We start from the raw sequence: 13,843 nt of genomic DNA, 5'->3' as shown, positions 1-13,843 counted from the left end.
GAAAACGAAGCGAGGCGAGGGCATTGCAGATTCGTCCCTACCGTCCCCAGCAGGACTACCGGGCTGTTTTAAACGCACAGTGTGACTTATATAAAATCAATTTTCCCCGATTTGTCTGTACCCCGGCTTTTTTAGCAGAACAGGCGCAAAGGTTGCGGGCGGCTGCTAAACGTCCCTTTGAAAATGGGATTTTTGTGCTTGAAGATGGGTTGGATTTTGCAGGATTTGTTTGGGTGGCCATACGTATGGATTTACAAGGCACATATGGTTCGGTGGATCAAGTCTACCTCCAAGAGGCGTACCGGCGCCGCGGCTTGGGCAAGCTGTTGATGGATACTGCCCAGGCGTTTGTCTTAAAACAAGGCATTAAGGTGGCGCGTTTATATGTTACTGCGGAAAACCACGATGCGGTCAAGCTTTATGAACGAGAAGGATATACGGTAACGCGTTTAGAAATGGAGAAGCCCTTGGCCGAATAAGACCAAGGGCGATGTCCTTAAAAATTAAATCCCGTAGAAGGTGGGGTGATCGCGCGATTGGGTTCTTGGCCGATGGTAACGGTTTTGGTGATGGTCTTTCCTTGGTCATTGACCGTGATCGCGACGTTTTGTCCCACTTTGGTTTTACTTACCAAGTTCTTTAGCTGCGTGGCGGTCGTCACGGTTTGCCCGTTGAACTGCGTAATGACTTCTCCTGCTGAGAGGCCGGCCGACGCGGCGGGAGAGCCGGGTTCTACGTAGGCAATGACAACCCCTTTGCTGGTTGGTAAGCTGTATTGTTTAGCCATGGCTGAAGAGTCGGTCGCAATAAACACGCCTACCCATGGTTGGCTCACATGGCCATATTTCATCAACTGGGGCAATACCTGCTCTACGGTCGAGGTGGGGATAGCAAAGCCAATGCCTTGACCTTGCGTGGAGACCGCGGTATTGATGCCCACGACTTGCCCTGCTAGGTTTAATAAAGGCCCGCCGCTGTTGCCCGGGTTAATCGCGGCTGATGTTTGCAACAAATTACGGTAGTTGCGATTGCCGATCGTCAACGGACGGCCCTTGGCACTGATGACGCCTACCGTCACCGTATGGCTTAAATCATAGGGATTGCCGATGGCAATGGCCCAGGCTCCGACCGGGGTTTTGTTCGAATTGCCAAGGACTAAGTATGGCAAAGGCTTAGGCGCCGAGATTTTCAACACCGCCAAGTCCGCTTGATAGTCGGTGCCGACGCGTGTTGCGGTAAAGGGTTTTGTATACCCTGGCACGTACACTTGTATTTTGTTGGCGTTGTGAATGACATGATCATTCGTAACCAAATCGCCTTGACTGTTGATGAAAAAGCCGGATCCAATGTCCGTTTGCACTTGAGTTGTGGATGGCAAACTATTGCCAAACAAAGATCCAAAAAATGGGTTAAAATAGGGTGAAGACGAAATAGACGTCGACTCAGGCACTGTGGCCACGATTTTGACGACCGCATCTCCATCCCGTTTCACCACATTGGATATGGTGTCAGGGCCGAGCGGCAATGTCGGGGGTGTGTAAGATGCCACGGTAGCAAATGGGGGCTGATTCGCCGCTTTGGCTAGCGGGTGCGATGGGTTGAGTTGGTTATAGGCAAAAAGGCCTCCGCTTACAGCGCCTGCGCCGACGGCGAAGCCGACTACGGCTGCGGTAACGGTCCGCGTAATAGGACGCACAGGAATCATCTCCTTTTGTATGTAATCAAGACCCAAGACACGATTTTCTTCGGGCTTTGTTTGAAAGTAGTGTACCCGGGACTTGTTACAAAACCGTTACCAAAATTGCGTAACCCTACGACGTTTTGTGGTGGGAATAACGGCATCAGTCAACCGCCGATTTTATTTGGAATAAATAGGAATATTACTGTGAAAACCGAATCATTTGGAATATAGTTGTAATTAACTAGGAACCTAAGGGATGGGTTTACTAATGCATATTTGGCTCATTGATGATAATCAGGCATTGCTGGATTTGCTTGTTTCGTGCCTTGATGAGGTGAATGTCTGTCCTCGCGCCTTCGCGACAGCTCAAGATGTGATATACTTGTCAGAAAATTTGGCTATGGCCCCGGATATCATTGTAATGGATTGGACCTTGCCCGATTTACCTGCCACTCATTTGCTAGACTATCTGGTGCGGATGTATCCCACCGCTCGTCTTGTCGTGATGTCAGGAGACTTTAGTATTGAATCGCGGTTGCCCTATGGAGCCCGGTTTTTAGCAAAGCCGTTTCGATTAGCAACATTTCGGGAGATCGTGATGGAAATTGCCGCCGCGGTGACTGAAGCGTTCCCCAGCGATTAACTTGGTTCTTGCTAAATTCCCCTCGTTTGTGATAGCATACAGCCGCATCTTAAAATTTTTATGGCTAATTTCTAAAATAATGGTTACAATAAGACCGATTTTAGGAAGGCCTTTTCCGGATGTAAGCCCTTAGCCCAGCTACCTTTGTATTCCGGACCACAGAACTTGTAAAACAACTCTCTTCGCGAGGCGAAAAAATCGTTTCTTCTTGGCGTTTCCCAATGGCTTGAGAAAATCTTTTGACAATGGAGGCATACAATGGAGCGCGAATTGGCGCTGGAGTTTGTGCGGGTGACCGAAGCAGCAGCAATAGCGTCGGGTCACTTAATCGGACGTGGCGATAAAAATGGAGCAGACCAGTTGGCCGTGGATGCCATGCGATCGATGCTGGACACCGTGCATATTCGCGGAACTGTCGTTATTGGCGAAGGCGAAATGGATGAAGCGCCGATGTTGTATATAGGCGAGAAGGTTGGGGCTGGAGATGGAGATGCCGTGGATATTGCGGTGGATCCGCTAGAAGGAACAAATTTGGTGGCCAAAGGAACGGCAGGAGCCATAGCAGTCATGGCAGTCGCCCCGGAAGGCCACCTTTTGCATGCACCCGACATGTATATGGAAAAAATTGTGGCAGGCGCCGCAGGGGTGGGGGTCATCCATCTCGATGCCCCTATTGAAGACAACTTAAAAGCTTTGGCGGCTAAAACCCATCGCGACGTCAGCGATTTAACCGTTGTCTTGTTGGACCGGGAGCGGCATGAAGAAACGATCCGGCGGATTCGTGCTGCGGGAGCGCGGGTCAAGCTTATTACGGATGGAGATGTGTCTCCGGCCGTTGCCGCGTGCTTACCTGGTTCGGGCGTCGATATGCTGGTGGGAAGTGGTGGAGCCCCTGAGGGTGTCATTGCGGCCGCCGCGGTCAAGTCTTTAGGGGGTGTCATGGAAGCGCGGCTGATTCCCGAAGATGACACCCAGTTGGACAGGTTGCACAGTATGGGCGTGCGCGATGCACATCACATCTTAACTGTGGATGATCTCGTCAAAGGGGATGATGCCATCTACGTGGCCACAGGTATTACCACGGGGGATTTGCTTAAAGGGGTGACGTATGCACCAGGCATTTGCACTACCCATTCGGTGGTGATGCGCTCACGCTCTGGAACTATTCGCTATATTACGGCCGTTCATCGCATTGCCGAGAAATCGTAAGCCAAAAGAGATGGCAGGGAGGATACAGTGATTCATGGTTGGTGAAGGAACTCAAGAGGGCATGGCAGTCGAAGAGACGAAGCCCAAGCGTCGGCGAACTTCGCGGACGAAGAATGTAGAGGCTGCCCAGTCTGCAACGCCTGCAGAACAATCGTCGTCGGTGGCAGCGGAGGATGCGGTAGAGACTGCATCCGTGGCAACACCTAAAAAGAGAGGGCGTAAGAAAAAAACCGAGCTCTCTACCGAATCTCAAGTCACTGCTGAGCAAGGTGTCGAACCGGTCTCGGACGAGAAGCCCCGCAGGTCGCGGCGTAAATCGCAAAAGGCCCAGACGGAAGAGGCTCTTCCTGTTCAGACGGCAACACAAATGGCCGGCGAGTCAGAGGGAGCCGAAACCGGTGAAAGCCCTGAGGTTAAGAAGCCTAAGCGGCGTTCGAAAAAGACTATGGAACGCGTTGCCGAGTCGACCGATGTTTCTCCTGAACAAACGGTAGCGGCTCCTGCTACGCCAGTAGAACCTGCGAAGCCGCCAGAAACGGAGTTGGCAGCTCCAGCCGCCTTGCCACCATCGCCAGAGGTGACGATACCAGCAGCAACCACACCGACCACCACGAGTTCTGACACCCCTCGTCCTGATCCTTCCCTCGCTTCGGCTCCTGCGTTGCCGGCTGTTCCGGCCGTCATCGCGCCACCGGCGCAATCGGTGTCTGTAAAAACGGGTCCGGCCGCGTCTCCCACGCCGCCACCTGTTCAACCAGGTGGGCAGGATCGTCCCGGCGTACGGGATAAAAATCCTGCGTTTAATGCGGGGAACACAAACAACGGGGCTCCGCGTCCTGCACCCTCCGGTGGACGCGATATGTCCAAACGGCCTGGACCTTCGGGAACGCAACAAGGCGCGCCGCGTCGTGATTTACCGCGTCCGACCCGCGAAAATCAATTGTCGATGGCGCAACTAGATGCGATGACGCTGTTGGATTTGTATAAGCTGGCCCGTTCCTTAAATGTGGAAAACTTTCGGTCTTACCGTAAAGGGGAACTCATTTGGGAAATATTGCGGGCGCGTACACACAAAGATGGCTTTATTTTTGCAGAAGGTCTGCTCGATGTTATTGGTGACTACGGATTTTTACGGCCAACGGACTTTCAGCGTTCCCGGGAAGATGTTTATGTATCGGCCTCTCAAATTCGGCGTTTTGACTTGCGTGCGGGTGACAAAGTGTCGGGTCAAGCTCGTCCCCCGAAAGATGGCGAGCGATATTTCGCATTGCTCCGAGTGGAAGCGGTTAACGGGATGTCGCCGGAAAAGGCGTCAGAACGTCCGGATTTCAATGGCCTTACGCCAATCTTTCCCCAGTCGCGGTTTTATTTGGAAACAACCCGCGAAGAGTTGGCCACGCGTCTTGTCGATATCATTTCGCCGATTGGGAAAGGACAGCGCGGCTTGATTGTGGCACCGCCCAAGGCGGGAAAAACGGTTCTGCTTAAGAAGCTTGCCAATGCCATTGCCGTCAATAGTCCGGAGACGCATCTGATGGTCCTGCTGATTGACGAACGCCCAGAGGAAGTCACCGATATGCAACGCTCCGTGCGTGCGGAGGTGGCCAGTTCAACCTTTGATGAGCCCCCGGAAGATCATATACGGGTTGCCGAAATGGTCTTGGAACGCGCCAAACGCATCGTAGAAATGGGACGCGACGTGGTTATTTTCCTCGACTCGATCACCCGCTTGGCAAGAGCTTACAACCTCACGCTTCCAGCATCGGGTCGGACATTGTCCGGTGGAATGGATCCAGCGGCTTTACACAAGCCGAAGCGATTCTTTGGGGCTGCACGGAAAGTGGAAGAAGGCGGGAGTCTCACGATTTTAGCCACCGCGTTGGTGGATACGGGCTCGCGCATGGATGACGTGATTTATGAAGAATTTAAAGGCACAGGCAATATGGAACTGCATCTCGATCGGAAATTGGCCGAACGTCGGACGTTCCCGGCTGTCGATATCAAACGTTCGGGTACACGTCGTGAAGACTTGCTCTTGACTCCGGAAGAGTTAGAAGTGGTGTGGATGGTTCGTAAGGCCACTCATAATCTGAAAGATGTCGAGGCGACGGAATTGCTTCTGCAGAATTTGCGCCGAACGAAGTCTAATGCCGAATTCTTCCGCATGTTTGCCGCGATGCAAGGAGGCTCCAATTAACATGGACGCTGCGGACAAGAAGCCCGTCATTTTGTTAGTGGATGATGAGGACCATATCCGCGAGCTGTGTCGACTATATTTGCAAAGCGCGGACTTCGAGATTATTGAAGCGGCGGACGGGCTTACAGCCTTAAAAAAACTTGAAGAACATCCGGTGGACTTGGTGGTCCTCGATATCATGCTGCCCGGATTGGATGGCTTTGGGGTGCTCAAAGCGATTCGGGAGCGACAAGTGTGGCTGCCGGTCGTCATGTTAACGGCCGTAGGGGATGAAGAAGACCGGATCGCAGGATTAGAACAAGGGGCGGATGACTACCTTATTAAACCCTTTAGTCCTAAAGAGTTAGTGGCACGGGTGCGGGCAGTCTTACGACGTACCCAGACACCACAAGGACCCGGAGAGACGGAAATTCTTCGTTTTCCAGGATTAATGCTAGATGCACAGCAGCGGTTGGCCACGGCGGGAGGAGAAGTGTTGACATTGACGCCGCGTGAATTTGATCTGTTGTGGTTCTTGGCTCAACATCCTCAACAGGTCTTTAGCCGTGACCAACTGCTTGACCGCGTCTGGGGGTTCGACTTTGAAGGCGATGGGCGCACGGTAGACGTGCATATTACCCGGTTGCGCCAGAAATTGCTGAAGGCGGCAGCGGACTATCAATATGTCGAAACGGTGTGGGGCCAGGGATATCGGTTTAAACCCCACGAGCGTGAAGCTTAAGTGCGCTGGCGGTGGAATTCAAAATTTGGGCGGAGTTTGTCGTCTCGGCTGATTTTTAGTCATGTTGCCGTGACGATTATGGTGCTGGCTATCGCCTTAGGGATTTCCAACATTACGTTTCGCAATTATTTGGTCGGAGCCCAAGTCAGAGATTTGGCGACTCGTGGGCAAAGTATATCAGGGGTCATGCAAGGATACTTTACGGGGACTCTGTATGGGCCAGAAGCGGCCTATTTGGTGAGTGTCTTGCAAGGCACGTTGAACGATCGCGTGTTTGTCTTGGATGATACCGGTCAGATTCTCTTGGAAACGGGAAATAAGCGGTTGCCGGCGGCCCCGTGGTCAGAAGCCATTCTGGTTCGGGTGTTGGAAGATGGACAGCAGTTTCAAGGGGTGTTAGAAGGACCGAATCATGTAGCGGAGGCCACCGCCGGTGTGCCGGTGATTGCGCATGGCCACATTTATGGCGCGGTGTTTCTGGAAGCGCCGCTTAGTAACTCGAACCATACGGCGCGATCCCTTACGGGGCTGTTACTATTAGGTGAAATCGCCGCGATTGTGATGGCCGCAATTTTAGCCTATGGGTTTTCTAAACGGTTGGCCCAGCCTTTATTAGCTCTACGGGAGACCGTGTCACAGATGGGGCGGGATAATGCGCATGAGGTGCATGCTCAAGAGCAGGGCGCACAAGAGGTGCGGGAGCTGGCCCAGGAGTTTAACCGCATGGCGGACCGTATAACCTCACAGATGCACCAATTAAGAAAAGAAGCAGAAGTCAGGGATACGTTGTTGGCCCACGTGGCCCACGACTTGCGGACCCCATTGACATCGATTCGCGGGTTTCTTGAAGCCATTCGCGACGGAATGGTTGAGGGCGAAGGTTTGAAACGGGCTGTCGATATCGCGTGGGATGAGACATTGCGTCTTAAGCGCCTGGTTGATCGTCTCTTGGCGGCTACCCGGATCCAAAGTGGCGTTGGCGATAAAAGCCTGGTGCGCGTCTCGGTTTGGATCCAAACGACACTGGACCGGGTGGCGCCATTGGCCCAAGAGACTCAACATCCCTTAGTCTGGCGCCAGCGCGATGACGCAGAAATTCTGGCGATTGAGGATTACTTAGTGGAAGCACTGATTAATATCATTGATAATGCGGCGAAGTGGGCACCAAGGGCCACCCCCATACTGATTGATTCCGTGTTAAGCAGTGATGGTGCGACCATCGCGGTCTCTGTTACCGACCAAGGGCCAGGCATTCCCCCTGAGATGTTGGATCATGTGTTCGAGCGTTTCGTGACCGGAGATAAAGCGCGGCAAGGATCAAGTGGATTAGGGCTGTCCATAGTGCATGATGTGATGCAGCAGCACCGGGGGACGGTCACCGCCTCGAATAACCCAGCAGGGGGCACCGTCATTACCATGACCCTGCCGACGTACCGCGAAGCGCCGTAACTTGCGGCATGTCTTGTATTCATCGACGGAATTTGTTAAAATACCCAATGCGTTTTGGAAGGGCCGGGAAGAAGGTGAGAGCATGAAGGAAGGAATTCATCCGACATATCAGAAGACGACCGTAACGTGTGCTTGCGGTGCCGTCTATCACGTCGGGTCAACCAAGAGTAATTTACGGATCGAAATTTGTGGGCAGTGCCATCCTCTTTATACTGGAAAGCAGCGGATCGTCGACACTGGCGGACGGGTCGAACGCTTCAAGAAGCGTTACGGTATGAAGTAAGTCAAAACAGAGCCGGTGGCTCTGTTTTTTTATGCGACAACGTTTAATAAAATGGTCAAGAGAAGGTGGAGTCATGGACGATACGACCCGGGGGCGGCTAGACGCAGCCCGCGCGCATTATCACGAGGTGCAAGATGTCTTGTCGGATCCGCAGGTCGCTTCGGATCCGGTGTTGCTCCGAAAATATTCGCAAGAACTGTCGGAATGGCAAGAGCTTGTGAATCGATATGATGAGTATTTAGGGTTAACAGAGGAAATTGAGACCCTTAAAGAAATGGCACGAGAAGATTCGGGGGACCAGGACTGGATTCAAGACGAATTAGCTCAGGTTCGGGCTCGGCTTGATCGCCTTGAACATCACATTCAGGCACTGCTGACTCCTAAAGACCCCAATGACGCCAAAAATGTCATCATGGAAATTCGGGCGGGCGCCGGGGGTGAAGAGGCGGCGCTATTTGCGGCAGAGCTGTTTCGAGTGTACTCGCGTTATGCCGAGCGCCATGGGTGGAAGACGGAATTGCTTTCCGTCAACGAAACCGATATTGGTGGGTTTAAAGAAATCATTTTTATGATCCAAGGTCATGGTGCCTACAGTCATTTAAAATTTGAGCGGGGTGTGCACCGCGTGCAACGTGTGCCAGTGACTGAGGCGGGTGGACGGATTCATACCTCCACGGTGACTGTTGCTGTTCTGCCTGAGGTGGAAGAGGTTGAGGTGCATATTGATCCGGAGGAATTGCGGATTGATACCATGCGCGCAAGTGGAGCGGGTGGGCAGCACGTCAATAAAACGGAATCAGCGGTGCGAATTACGCATTTGCCGACGGGCATAGTGGTAACCTGCCAGGATGAAAAGTCCCAATTGAAGAACCGCGACAAAGCGATGACGGTGCTGCGCGCGCGGCTCAAGAATTTGTACGACAGTACGCAGGCCCGCGAGATTGCCGATGAGCGCCGACAGCAAGTGGGGACAGGCGACCGGTCTGAACGCATAAGAACTTATAACTTTCCTCAAGGGCGCGTGACGGATCACCGTGTGGGAGTGACTCTGCACCGTTTGGATGACGTGCTAGATGGTGATATTGAGGAGATTATTGAGGCGCTGCAGGCCCAAGAACAAGAAGAGAGGCTCCAGGAGGGATCATGACGGACACGCCTTCGTGGCGAACGTTGGTGACACGTGGCGCTGCGCGTTTGGCCAGCGCAGGGGTTGAAGTCTCTTACCGGGAAGCCCAAAGTCTTTGGTGTCAGGCCTCCGGGGTACCCTTGGTACGCTGGTTGTCTGGCCAGGAACGGGTGACCCCTTCGATGCGTGCGCATTTTGAGGAAGCGATTGACCAGCGTTGTCAACGCGTCCCATATCATTACATTGTGGGTCGAAGAGAGTTTATGGGTTTAGACCTTATGGTCGATTCCCGCGTCTTAATTCCTCGGCCGGAAACAGAGCATTTAGTCGAGCGGGTACTCCGGGATACGGCCAAAACGACCCAAAGGATTGTTGATGTGGGCACGGGAAGTGGGGCGGTAGCGTTAGCTTTGGCGTATTATGGAGACCCAAAGTGGCATATTATGGGGGTAGACATTAGCTCTAGTGCGTTGGCAGTGGCACAAGACAACGCGCACCGCATTGCGACTCGGACAGAGATTCAATGGATTTACGGCGATTTACTGGATGAGGTTGCAGGGCCTCTAACAGTCGTTGTGGCGAATTTGCCGTATGTTGATATCGATCAAGCGGGCGAATTGGAGCCCGAGCTACAGTACGAACCGGCTTGCGCCCTATATGCCCCTGAGCAAGGACTCGCGGTGATTAAAAGGCTCATTCGCCAGCTTCCCACTAAGTTGGCAATGAAAGGCCGTGTGTACTTAGAAATCGGTGCGGGTCAGGCGGATGCGGTAGAGGAACTCTTGAGGGATCAACAATTCACCGTGCTGGAGCGGGAGAAGGATTTAGCAGGCATTGACCGTATCATATGTGCGGAAAGAAAGGCGTGAAGTACCTATGGCTGACACCATTAGTGCCTCTGACTTAGCGCAACTATTGAAAAATGCTAAGCCCCAACATCCGGTTGTCGTGATTGATGTCCGGTTGGGTCAAGTGGGGGCTATTCCTGGCGCTTATCATGTTCCCGTTACCGATCTGGAAGACAAGGAGTGGCACTGGGATCCGGAAGCGGATGTGGTGGTGTATTGTCAACTGGGTAAAGGCGGCAGCGATTACGCCGCGGAAGTCTTAGAGGAGCAGGGTTATCATAAAGTACATAAGCTCGGTGGGGGGTTCAATGCCTGGGAGGCATGGATGCAAGAGCACCCAGAAGACATACCGCCTAAAGAGAAATAACCCCGGAAGGGGGAGCCTTTCGTGACAGAAGCGCAAATCTCTTTGGTGGCGCTGCTGCTTTTATATATTTTTTTAATTGGCGATTGGTTTCACCGGGCTTGGGCCGCTTTAGGCGTAGCGTTATTGTTAATCGTTACCCGGGTTATTACGGTGGCGGAAGCTGTTTCGTTCATTAATTTCAACACCGTGGGGCTGCTTACGGGCATGATGGTGTTGGTCGGCTTGTTAGGCGAAGCCGGTTTGTTTTACCAAGTCGGTCGCGTAGCCCGACGGCTCGCGCGTGGGCGCCCGGTGCGACTGCTTTGGATCTTTTTCGTGTTGACGGCGTTTATTTCTGCGTTTCTTGATAACGTGACAACGATTTTGCTACTGTCTCCAGCCCTCTTCGGAGCAGCCAACGAGATGGATTTTGATCCCGTGCCTTTTCTGATGATCATGGTGGCCGCATCCAACTTGGGAGGCTTAGCCACACTCATTGGCGATCCACCCAATATTTTGATTGGGACGGCCGCTCACCTGTCTTTTAATCAATTTGCTCGGCTGTTGACCCCTCCGGCCATTTTGCTATTAGTCGGATTGGCGGCGATCGTACCTTATTTCATGACATTTTCATCAAATCCCTTGCCAGCCGAGATGGACGGACCTCGCAGGCTGCAGGAGTTTCCGCTTGAATCACGTCGGGGACTTTTGCTGACGATATTGGCGGGGGTGCTCGTGGCATTTGTGCTACAAAGAGAGTGGCATCTTGCGGCTGGCACTATCGCGATGGCTGGAGCCGCCTTAGGCATGCTAGCTAGTATTGGAAAGAGTGTGCGGATTTGGAATCAAGTCGATTGGGGAACTTTAGGTTTTTTTATTGGCATTTTCATTCTTGTTGGGGCACTTGAACATGGCGGCGTAATTGCCCATTTAGCCAAATTTTTGGCGCAGCATCCGTTGGGACAGTGGATGCCCCTCACAATTTTAGTGGGCAGTGCGCTGTTCTCGGCGTTGTTGGATAACGTCCCACTAGTCGCGGCAATGATACCATTGGTTCAACGCCTAGGGCAGATGCATCCTGAATATGGGGTGGAATTGTGGGCCGCATTGGCTCTGGGGGCTGCGATTGGCGGTAATGCCACGATTATTGGGGCATCGGCCAACGTGGTGGCTCAAGGTATGGCGGAGGAACGGGGTTACCGTTTGGAATTTAGGCGGTATCTCCCGTTTGGTCTTAGCGTATTTGCTGTGACCTTGGTTTTAGGGATAATTTATGTCATGCTATTGGGGTGAAAAGGGGTAATGGCCATTGCAGACTGTGATCTTGCCTGAGGATCGGCTAGCACCAGCGATAGAGGCGCTCAAAGCAGGAGAGGTCGTGGCTTTCCCTACTGAGACCGTATATGGGTTGGGAGCCAATGCACAAGACCCTCAGGCATGCCGTAAAATTTTCGAAGCTAAGGGACGGCCCGTCGACAATCCCTTAATCGTCCACGTGCTTGATGAAAACCAGCTGCGTGAGTTGGTGCCTGGGCCTTTGCCGGAGTGTGCCAAGCGGTTAGTCCATGCTTTTTGGCCGGGGCCCTTGACCCTTGTTCTCGAAGCGGACAAGCGCGTGTCTGAGGTGGTGCGGGGAGGCTTGCCGACCGTGGCGGTCAGGGCTCCTAACCATCCGGTTGCACGCGCCCTGATTGACGGCTTGAAGGCGCCGATTGCTGCGCCCAGCGCCAATCGGTCGGGCCGCCCCAGTCCCACGCGGGCTACGGATGTGCTAAGGGACCTCCAAGGCCGGGTTCCTTATATCATTGATGGCGGCGATAGTATGGTGGGGCTGGAATCAACCATAGTTGATTGTGCTGTGGACCCGCCAGTTCTTCTGCGCCCGGGATTCATAGGGCGTGATCGTTTGGAGAAGGTTTTAGGCCAACCGGTATTGCTCGCGGGACCGGAGACGACTCACCGTGCGCCGGGAATGAAATATCGACATTACGCTCCCCAAGCTCCGGTCATTTGGCTTAATATGAGAGATGATCAGCGCATTGGCCAAGAACTCGATCATTTGCGCCAGGAGTTTTCGACGCTTGCTCTTTTAGCCCCATTACGGTGGCAGGCTTATCCGGCGCAAGCTTTTCGTCCAATTGGGCAGGATGTTAACACGGTAGCGCATGGACTTTTTACCGGCTTCCGGGAATTGGATGACATGCATCCCGGTGCGATTGTGGTGATATGGCCTAAAGATACGGCTGGTGTGGGTTTGGCGGTGGCGAATCGTTTAGGGAAGGCTGCATCGAGGCAGGTGGAGGAGTAATGCCGAAGACACAAAGGAATATTCTTTTTGTCTGCACGGGCAATACGTGTCGCAGTGCCATGGCCGAAGCGCTATGGCGGGCGATGGATATAGAGTGTTGGCCCGCCAGCTCTGCAGGTGTAGCGGCCTGGCCAGGTCAAGCGGCCGAAGAATTTGCTCAGGAGGCGGTCAAGCCCTATGGGGGTGATCTGAGCCGCCACCGTTCTCGCGATGTGTCTAATCTTGACGAGGACTATTACTTAATTTTGACCATGACAACGTCCCAAGCGCAAACCGTGCGCCGACTGCGCCCAAAATGGGCCGACAAGACATTCGTGTTACCACAATTTTTAGGCGAGGGCGGAGAAATAACTGACCCGCTAGGTACCAACCAAGTGTATTATGATTCTTTAGCATGGCGTCTTTATCGTCTCCTTGCCCGTCTTAAAGAGAAACTCGGGCAGGATTATTGCGCCAAGGCAGAAACGGGGGAATAAAGCATGCGGATTGCGGTCGGAGCGGATCATGCAGGATGGCCGTTAAAGGAAATTTTGGTCAATCACCTCATTGATCAAGGCTGGGATGTTGAAGATTTCGGGACATTTGGACCGGATTCGGTGGATTACCCGGATTATGCGAATAAGGTNGTCGCGGCGGGTGACGTCGAGCGCGGATTGTTAATCTGTGGCAGTGGTTTAGGGATGGCGATTGTTGCCAATAAAACCGCCGGCGTACGGGCTGCTGTAGCCAATGATGTGGTCTCCGCGCGGCTGTCACGCCAGCACAATGACGCGAACGTTTTGACGATGGGAGGACGCCTGATTGCTCCTGAGTTGGCGCAAGAAGTGCTTGACGTTTGGCTAACCACGGCCTTTGACGGCGGCCGCCATATTCGTCGTCTGCAGAAAATTGAACAAATCGAGCACCCTGGCATGTAATCGCGAGGACTCGCCTCATAGGGGCGGCCACAGGTCTTAGCCTGGGCCGCCGATTATGGTCAGTACCCGTACGCCGGATATGTTGGGATGATATAGGCTAGCGTGACGTGGTATG

15 protein-coding genes and 1 pseudogene are annotated in these 13,843 nt (G+C 53.1%); 15 read left to right on the top strand and 1 reads right to left on the bottom strand.

The genetic code is table 11. The annotated features are described in order from the left end of the window. Positions 1 to 23 precede the first annotated feature (23 nt). A complete protein-coding gene (locus CO251_RS12780; RefSeq protein WP_103376205.1) occupies positions 24 to 479 on the top strand; it encodes a GNAT family N-acetyltransferase in 456 nt (151 codons plus the stop codon). A gap of 17 nt (positions 480 to 496) precedes the next feature. On the opposite strand, the gene CO251_RS12775 is transcribed toward CO251_RS12780, so the two are convergent. Continuing rightward, positions 497 to 1,696: a S1C family serine protease gene (locus CO251_RS12775; protein WP_103376204.1), complete on the bottom strand. Its 1,200-nt coding sequence runs from the start codon at positions 1,694 to 1,696 to the stop codon at positions 497 to 499. A gap of 253 nt (positions 1,697 to 1,949) precedes the next feature. Between CO251_RS12775 and CO251_RS12770 the strand changes: the two genes are divergently transcribed. The 14 genes and pseudogenes from CO251_RS12770 to CO251_RS12710 all read left to right on the top strand — a co-directional run. After that, a complete protein-coding gene (locus CO251_RS12770) occupies positions 1,950 to 2,324 on the top strand; it encodes a response regulator (RefSeq protein WP_158246339.1) in 375 nt (124 codons plus the stop codon). Positions 2,325 to 2,582: 258 nt separating this feature from the next. Next, on the top strand, positions 2,583 to 3,533 hold the full coding sequence (gene glpX, locus CO251_RS12765) for a class II fructose-bisphosphatase (RefSeq protein WP_103376202.1): 951 nt from the start codon (positions 2,583 to 2,585) through the stop codon (positions 3,531 to 3,533). Positions 3,534 to 3,567: 34 nt separating this feature from the next. Beyond that, positions 3,568 to 5,730, top strand: a complete 2,163-nt coding sequence (gene rho, locus CO251_RS12760; protein ID WP_103376201.1) for a transcription termination factor Rho — start codon at positions 3,568 to 3,570, stop codon at positions 5,728 to 5,730. A gap of 1 nt (position 5,731) precedes the next feature. Continuing rightward, positions 5,732 to 6,451, top strand: coding sequence for a response regulator transcription factor (locus CO251_RS12755; RefSeq protein WP_103376200.1), 720 nt, complete (start codon positions 5,732 to 5,734; stop codon positions 6,449 to 6,451). Next, the gene (locus CO251_RS12750) at positions 6,452 to 7,900 is read left to right on the top strand and encodes a HAMP domain-containing sensor histidine kinase (RefSeq protein WP_242968596.1); all 1,449 of its coding nucleotides are present in this window, start codon (positions 6,452 to 6,454) and stop codon (positions 7,898 to 7,900) included. A gap of 82 nt (positions 7,901 to 7,982) precedes the next feature. Then, positions 7,983 to 8,183, top strand: coding sequence for a 50S ribosomal protein L31 (gene rpmE / locus CO251_RS12745; RefSeq protein WP_103376199.1), 201 nt, complete (start codon positions 7,983 to 7,985; stop codon positions 8,181 to 8,183). Positions 8,184 to 8,256: 73 nt separating this feature from the next. Further along, positions 8,257 to 9,330 (top strand): peptide chain release factor 1, encoded by a 1,074-nt coding sequence (gene prfA / locus CO251_RS12740; RefSeq protein WP_103376198.1) that lies wholly within the window; start codon positions 8,257 to 8,259, stop codon positions 9,328 to 9,330. Further along, positions 9,327 to 10,178: a peptide chain release factor N(5)-glutamine methyltransferase gene (gene prmC / locus CO251_RS12735; protein ID WP_103376197.1), complete on the top strand. Its 852-nt coding sequence runs from the start codon at positions 9,327 to 9,329 to the stop codon at positions 10,176 to 10,178. The genes prfA and prmC overlap by 4 nt, the downstream gene beginning before the upstream one ends. 7 nt (positions 10,179 to 10,185) lie before the next feature. Next, positions 10,186 to 10,524 carry a rhodanese-like domain-containing protein gene (locus CO251_RS12730; RefSeq protein WP_103376196.1) on the top strand — a complete coding sequence of 113 codons (339 nt, stop codon included), beginning with the start codon at positions 10,186 to 10,188 and terminating at the stop codon, positions 10,522 to 10,524. A 21-nt stretch (positions 10,525 to 10,545) separates the two neighbouring features. Then, positions 10,546 to 11,796, top strand: a complete 1,251-nt coding sequence (locus CO251_RS12725; RefSeq protein ID WP_103376195.1) for an SLC13 family permease — start codon at positions 10,546 to 10,548, stop codon at positions 11,794 to 11,796. A 25-nt stretch (positions 11,797 to 11,821) separates the two neighbouring features. Beyond that, complete coding sequence (locus CO251_RS12720) at positions 11,822 to 12,811, top strand: L-threonylcarbamoyladenylate synthase (RefSeq protein ID WP_242968608.1); 990 nt, start codon at positions 11,822 to 11,824, stop codon at positions 12,809 to 12,811. Next, positions 12,811 to 13,287 carry a protein tyrosine phosphatase gene (locus CO251_RS12715; RefSeq protein WP_103376193.1) on the top strand — a complete coding sequence of 159 codons (477 nt, stop codon included), beginning with the start codon at positions 12,811 to 12,813 and terminating at the stop codon, positions 13,285 to 13,287. The genes CO251_RS12720 and CO251_RS12715 overlap by 1 nt, the downstream gene beginning before the upstream one ends. A gap of 3 nt (positions 13,288 to 13,290) precedes the next feature. After that, a pseudogene (locus CO251_RS17795) lies at positions 13,291 to 13,436 on the top strand (RpiB/LacA/LacB family sugar-phosphate isomerase); the annotation flags it as partial. A 1-nt stretch (position 13,437) separates the two neighbouring features. Then, positions 13,438 to 13,728: RpiB/LacA/LacB family sugar-phosphate isomerase (locus CO251_RS12710; RefSeq protein ID WP_242968595.1), on the top strand; the 291-nt coding region annotated here is incomplete at its 5' end. Between the last annotated feature and the right edge of the window lie 115 nt (positions 13,729 to 13,843).

Source organism: Sulfobacillus sp. hq2, from assembly GCF_002903155.1.
Classification (GTDB): Bacteria; Bacillota; Sulfobacillia; order Sulfobacillales; family Sulfobacillaceae; genus Sulfobacillus; species Sulfobacillus thermotolerans.
The sequence above is the reverse complement of the archived record's forward strand: the minus strand, read 5'-3'. Positions and strand labels throughout refer to the sequence as shown.

Bases quoted from the DNA above. Each gene is read 5' to 3' on its own strand.
- prmC (WP_103376197.1), top strand. From the start codon at position 9,327: ATGACGGACACGCCTTCGTGGCGAACGTTGGTGACACGTGGCGCTGCG.
- CO251_RS12730 (WP_103376196.1), top strand. From the start codon at position 10,186: ATGGCTGACACCATTAGTGCCTCTGACTTAGCGCAACTATTGAAAAAT.
- CO251_RS12715 (WP_103376193.1), top strand. From the start codon at position 12,811: ATGCCGAAGACACAAAGGAATATTCTTTTTGTCTGCACGGGCAATACG.
- rpmE (WP_103376199.1), top strand. From the start codon at position 7,983: ATGAAGGAAGGAATTCATCCGACATATCAGAAGACGACCGTAACGTGT.
- prfA (WP_103376198.1), top strand. From the start codon at position 8,257: ATGGACGATACGACCCGGGGGCGGCTAGACGCAGCCCGCGCGCATTAT.
- CO251_RS12755 (WP_103376200.1), top strand. From the start codon at position 5,732: ATGGACGCTGCGGACAAGAAGCCCGTCATTTTGTTAGTGGATGATGAG.
- rho (WP_103376201.1), top strand. From the start codon at position 3,568: ATGGTTGGTGAAGGAACTCAAGAGGGCATGGCAGTCGAAGAGACGAAG.
- CO251_RS12770 (WP_158246339.1), top strand. From the start codon at position 1,950: ATGCATATTTGGCTCATTGATGATAATCAGGCATTGCTGGATTTGCTT.
- glpX (WP_103376202.1), top strand. From the start codon at position 2,583: ATGGAGCGCGAATTGGCGCTGGAGTTTGTGCGGGTGACCGAAGCAGCA.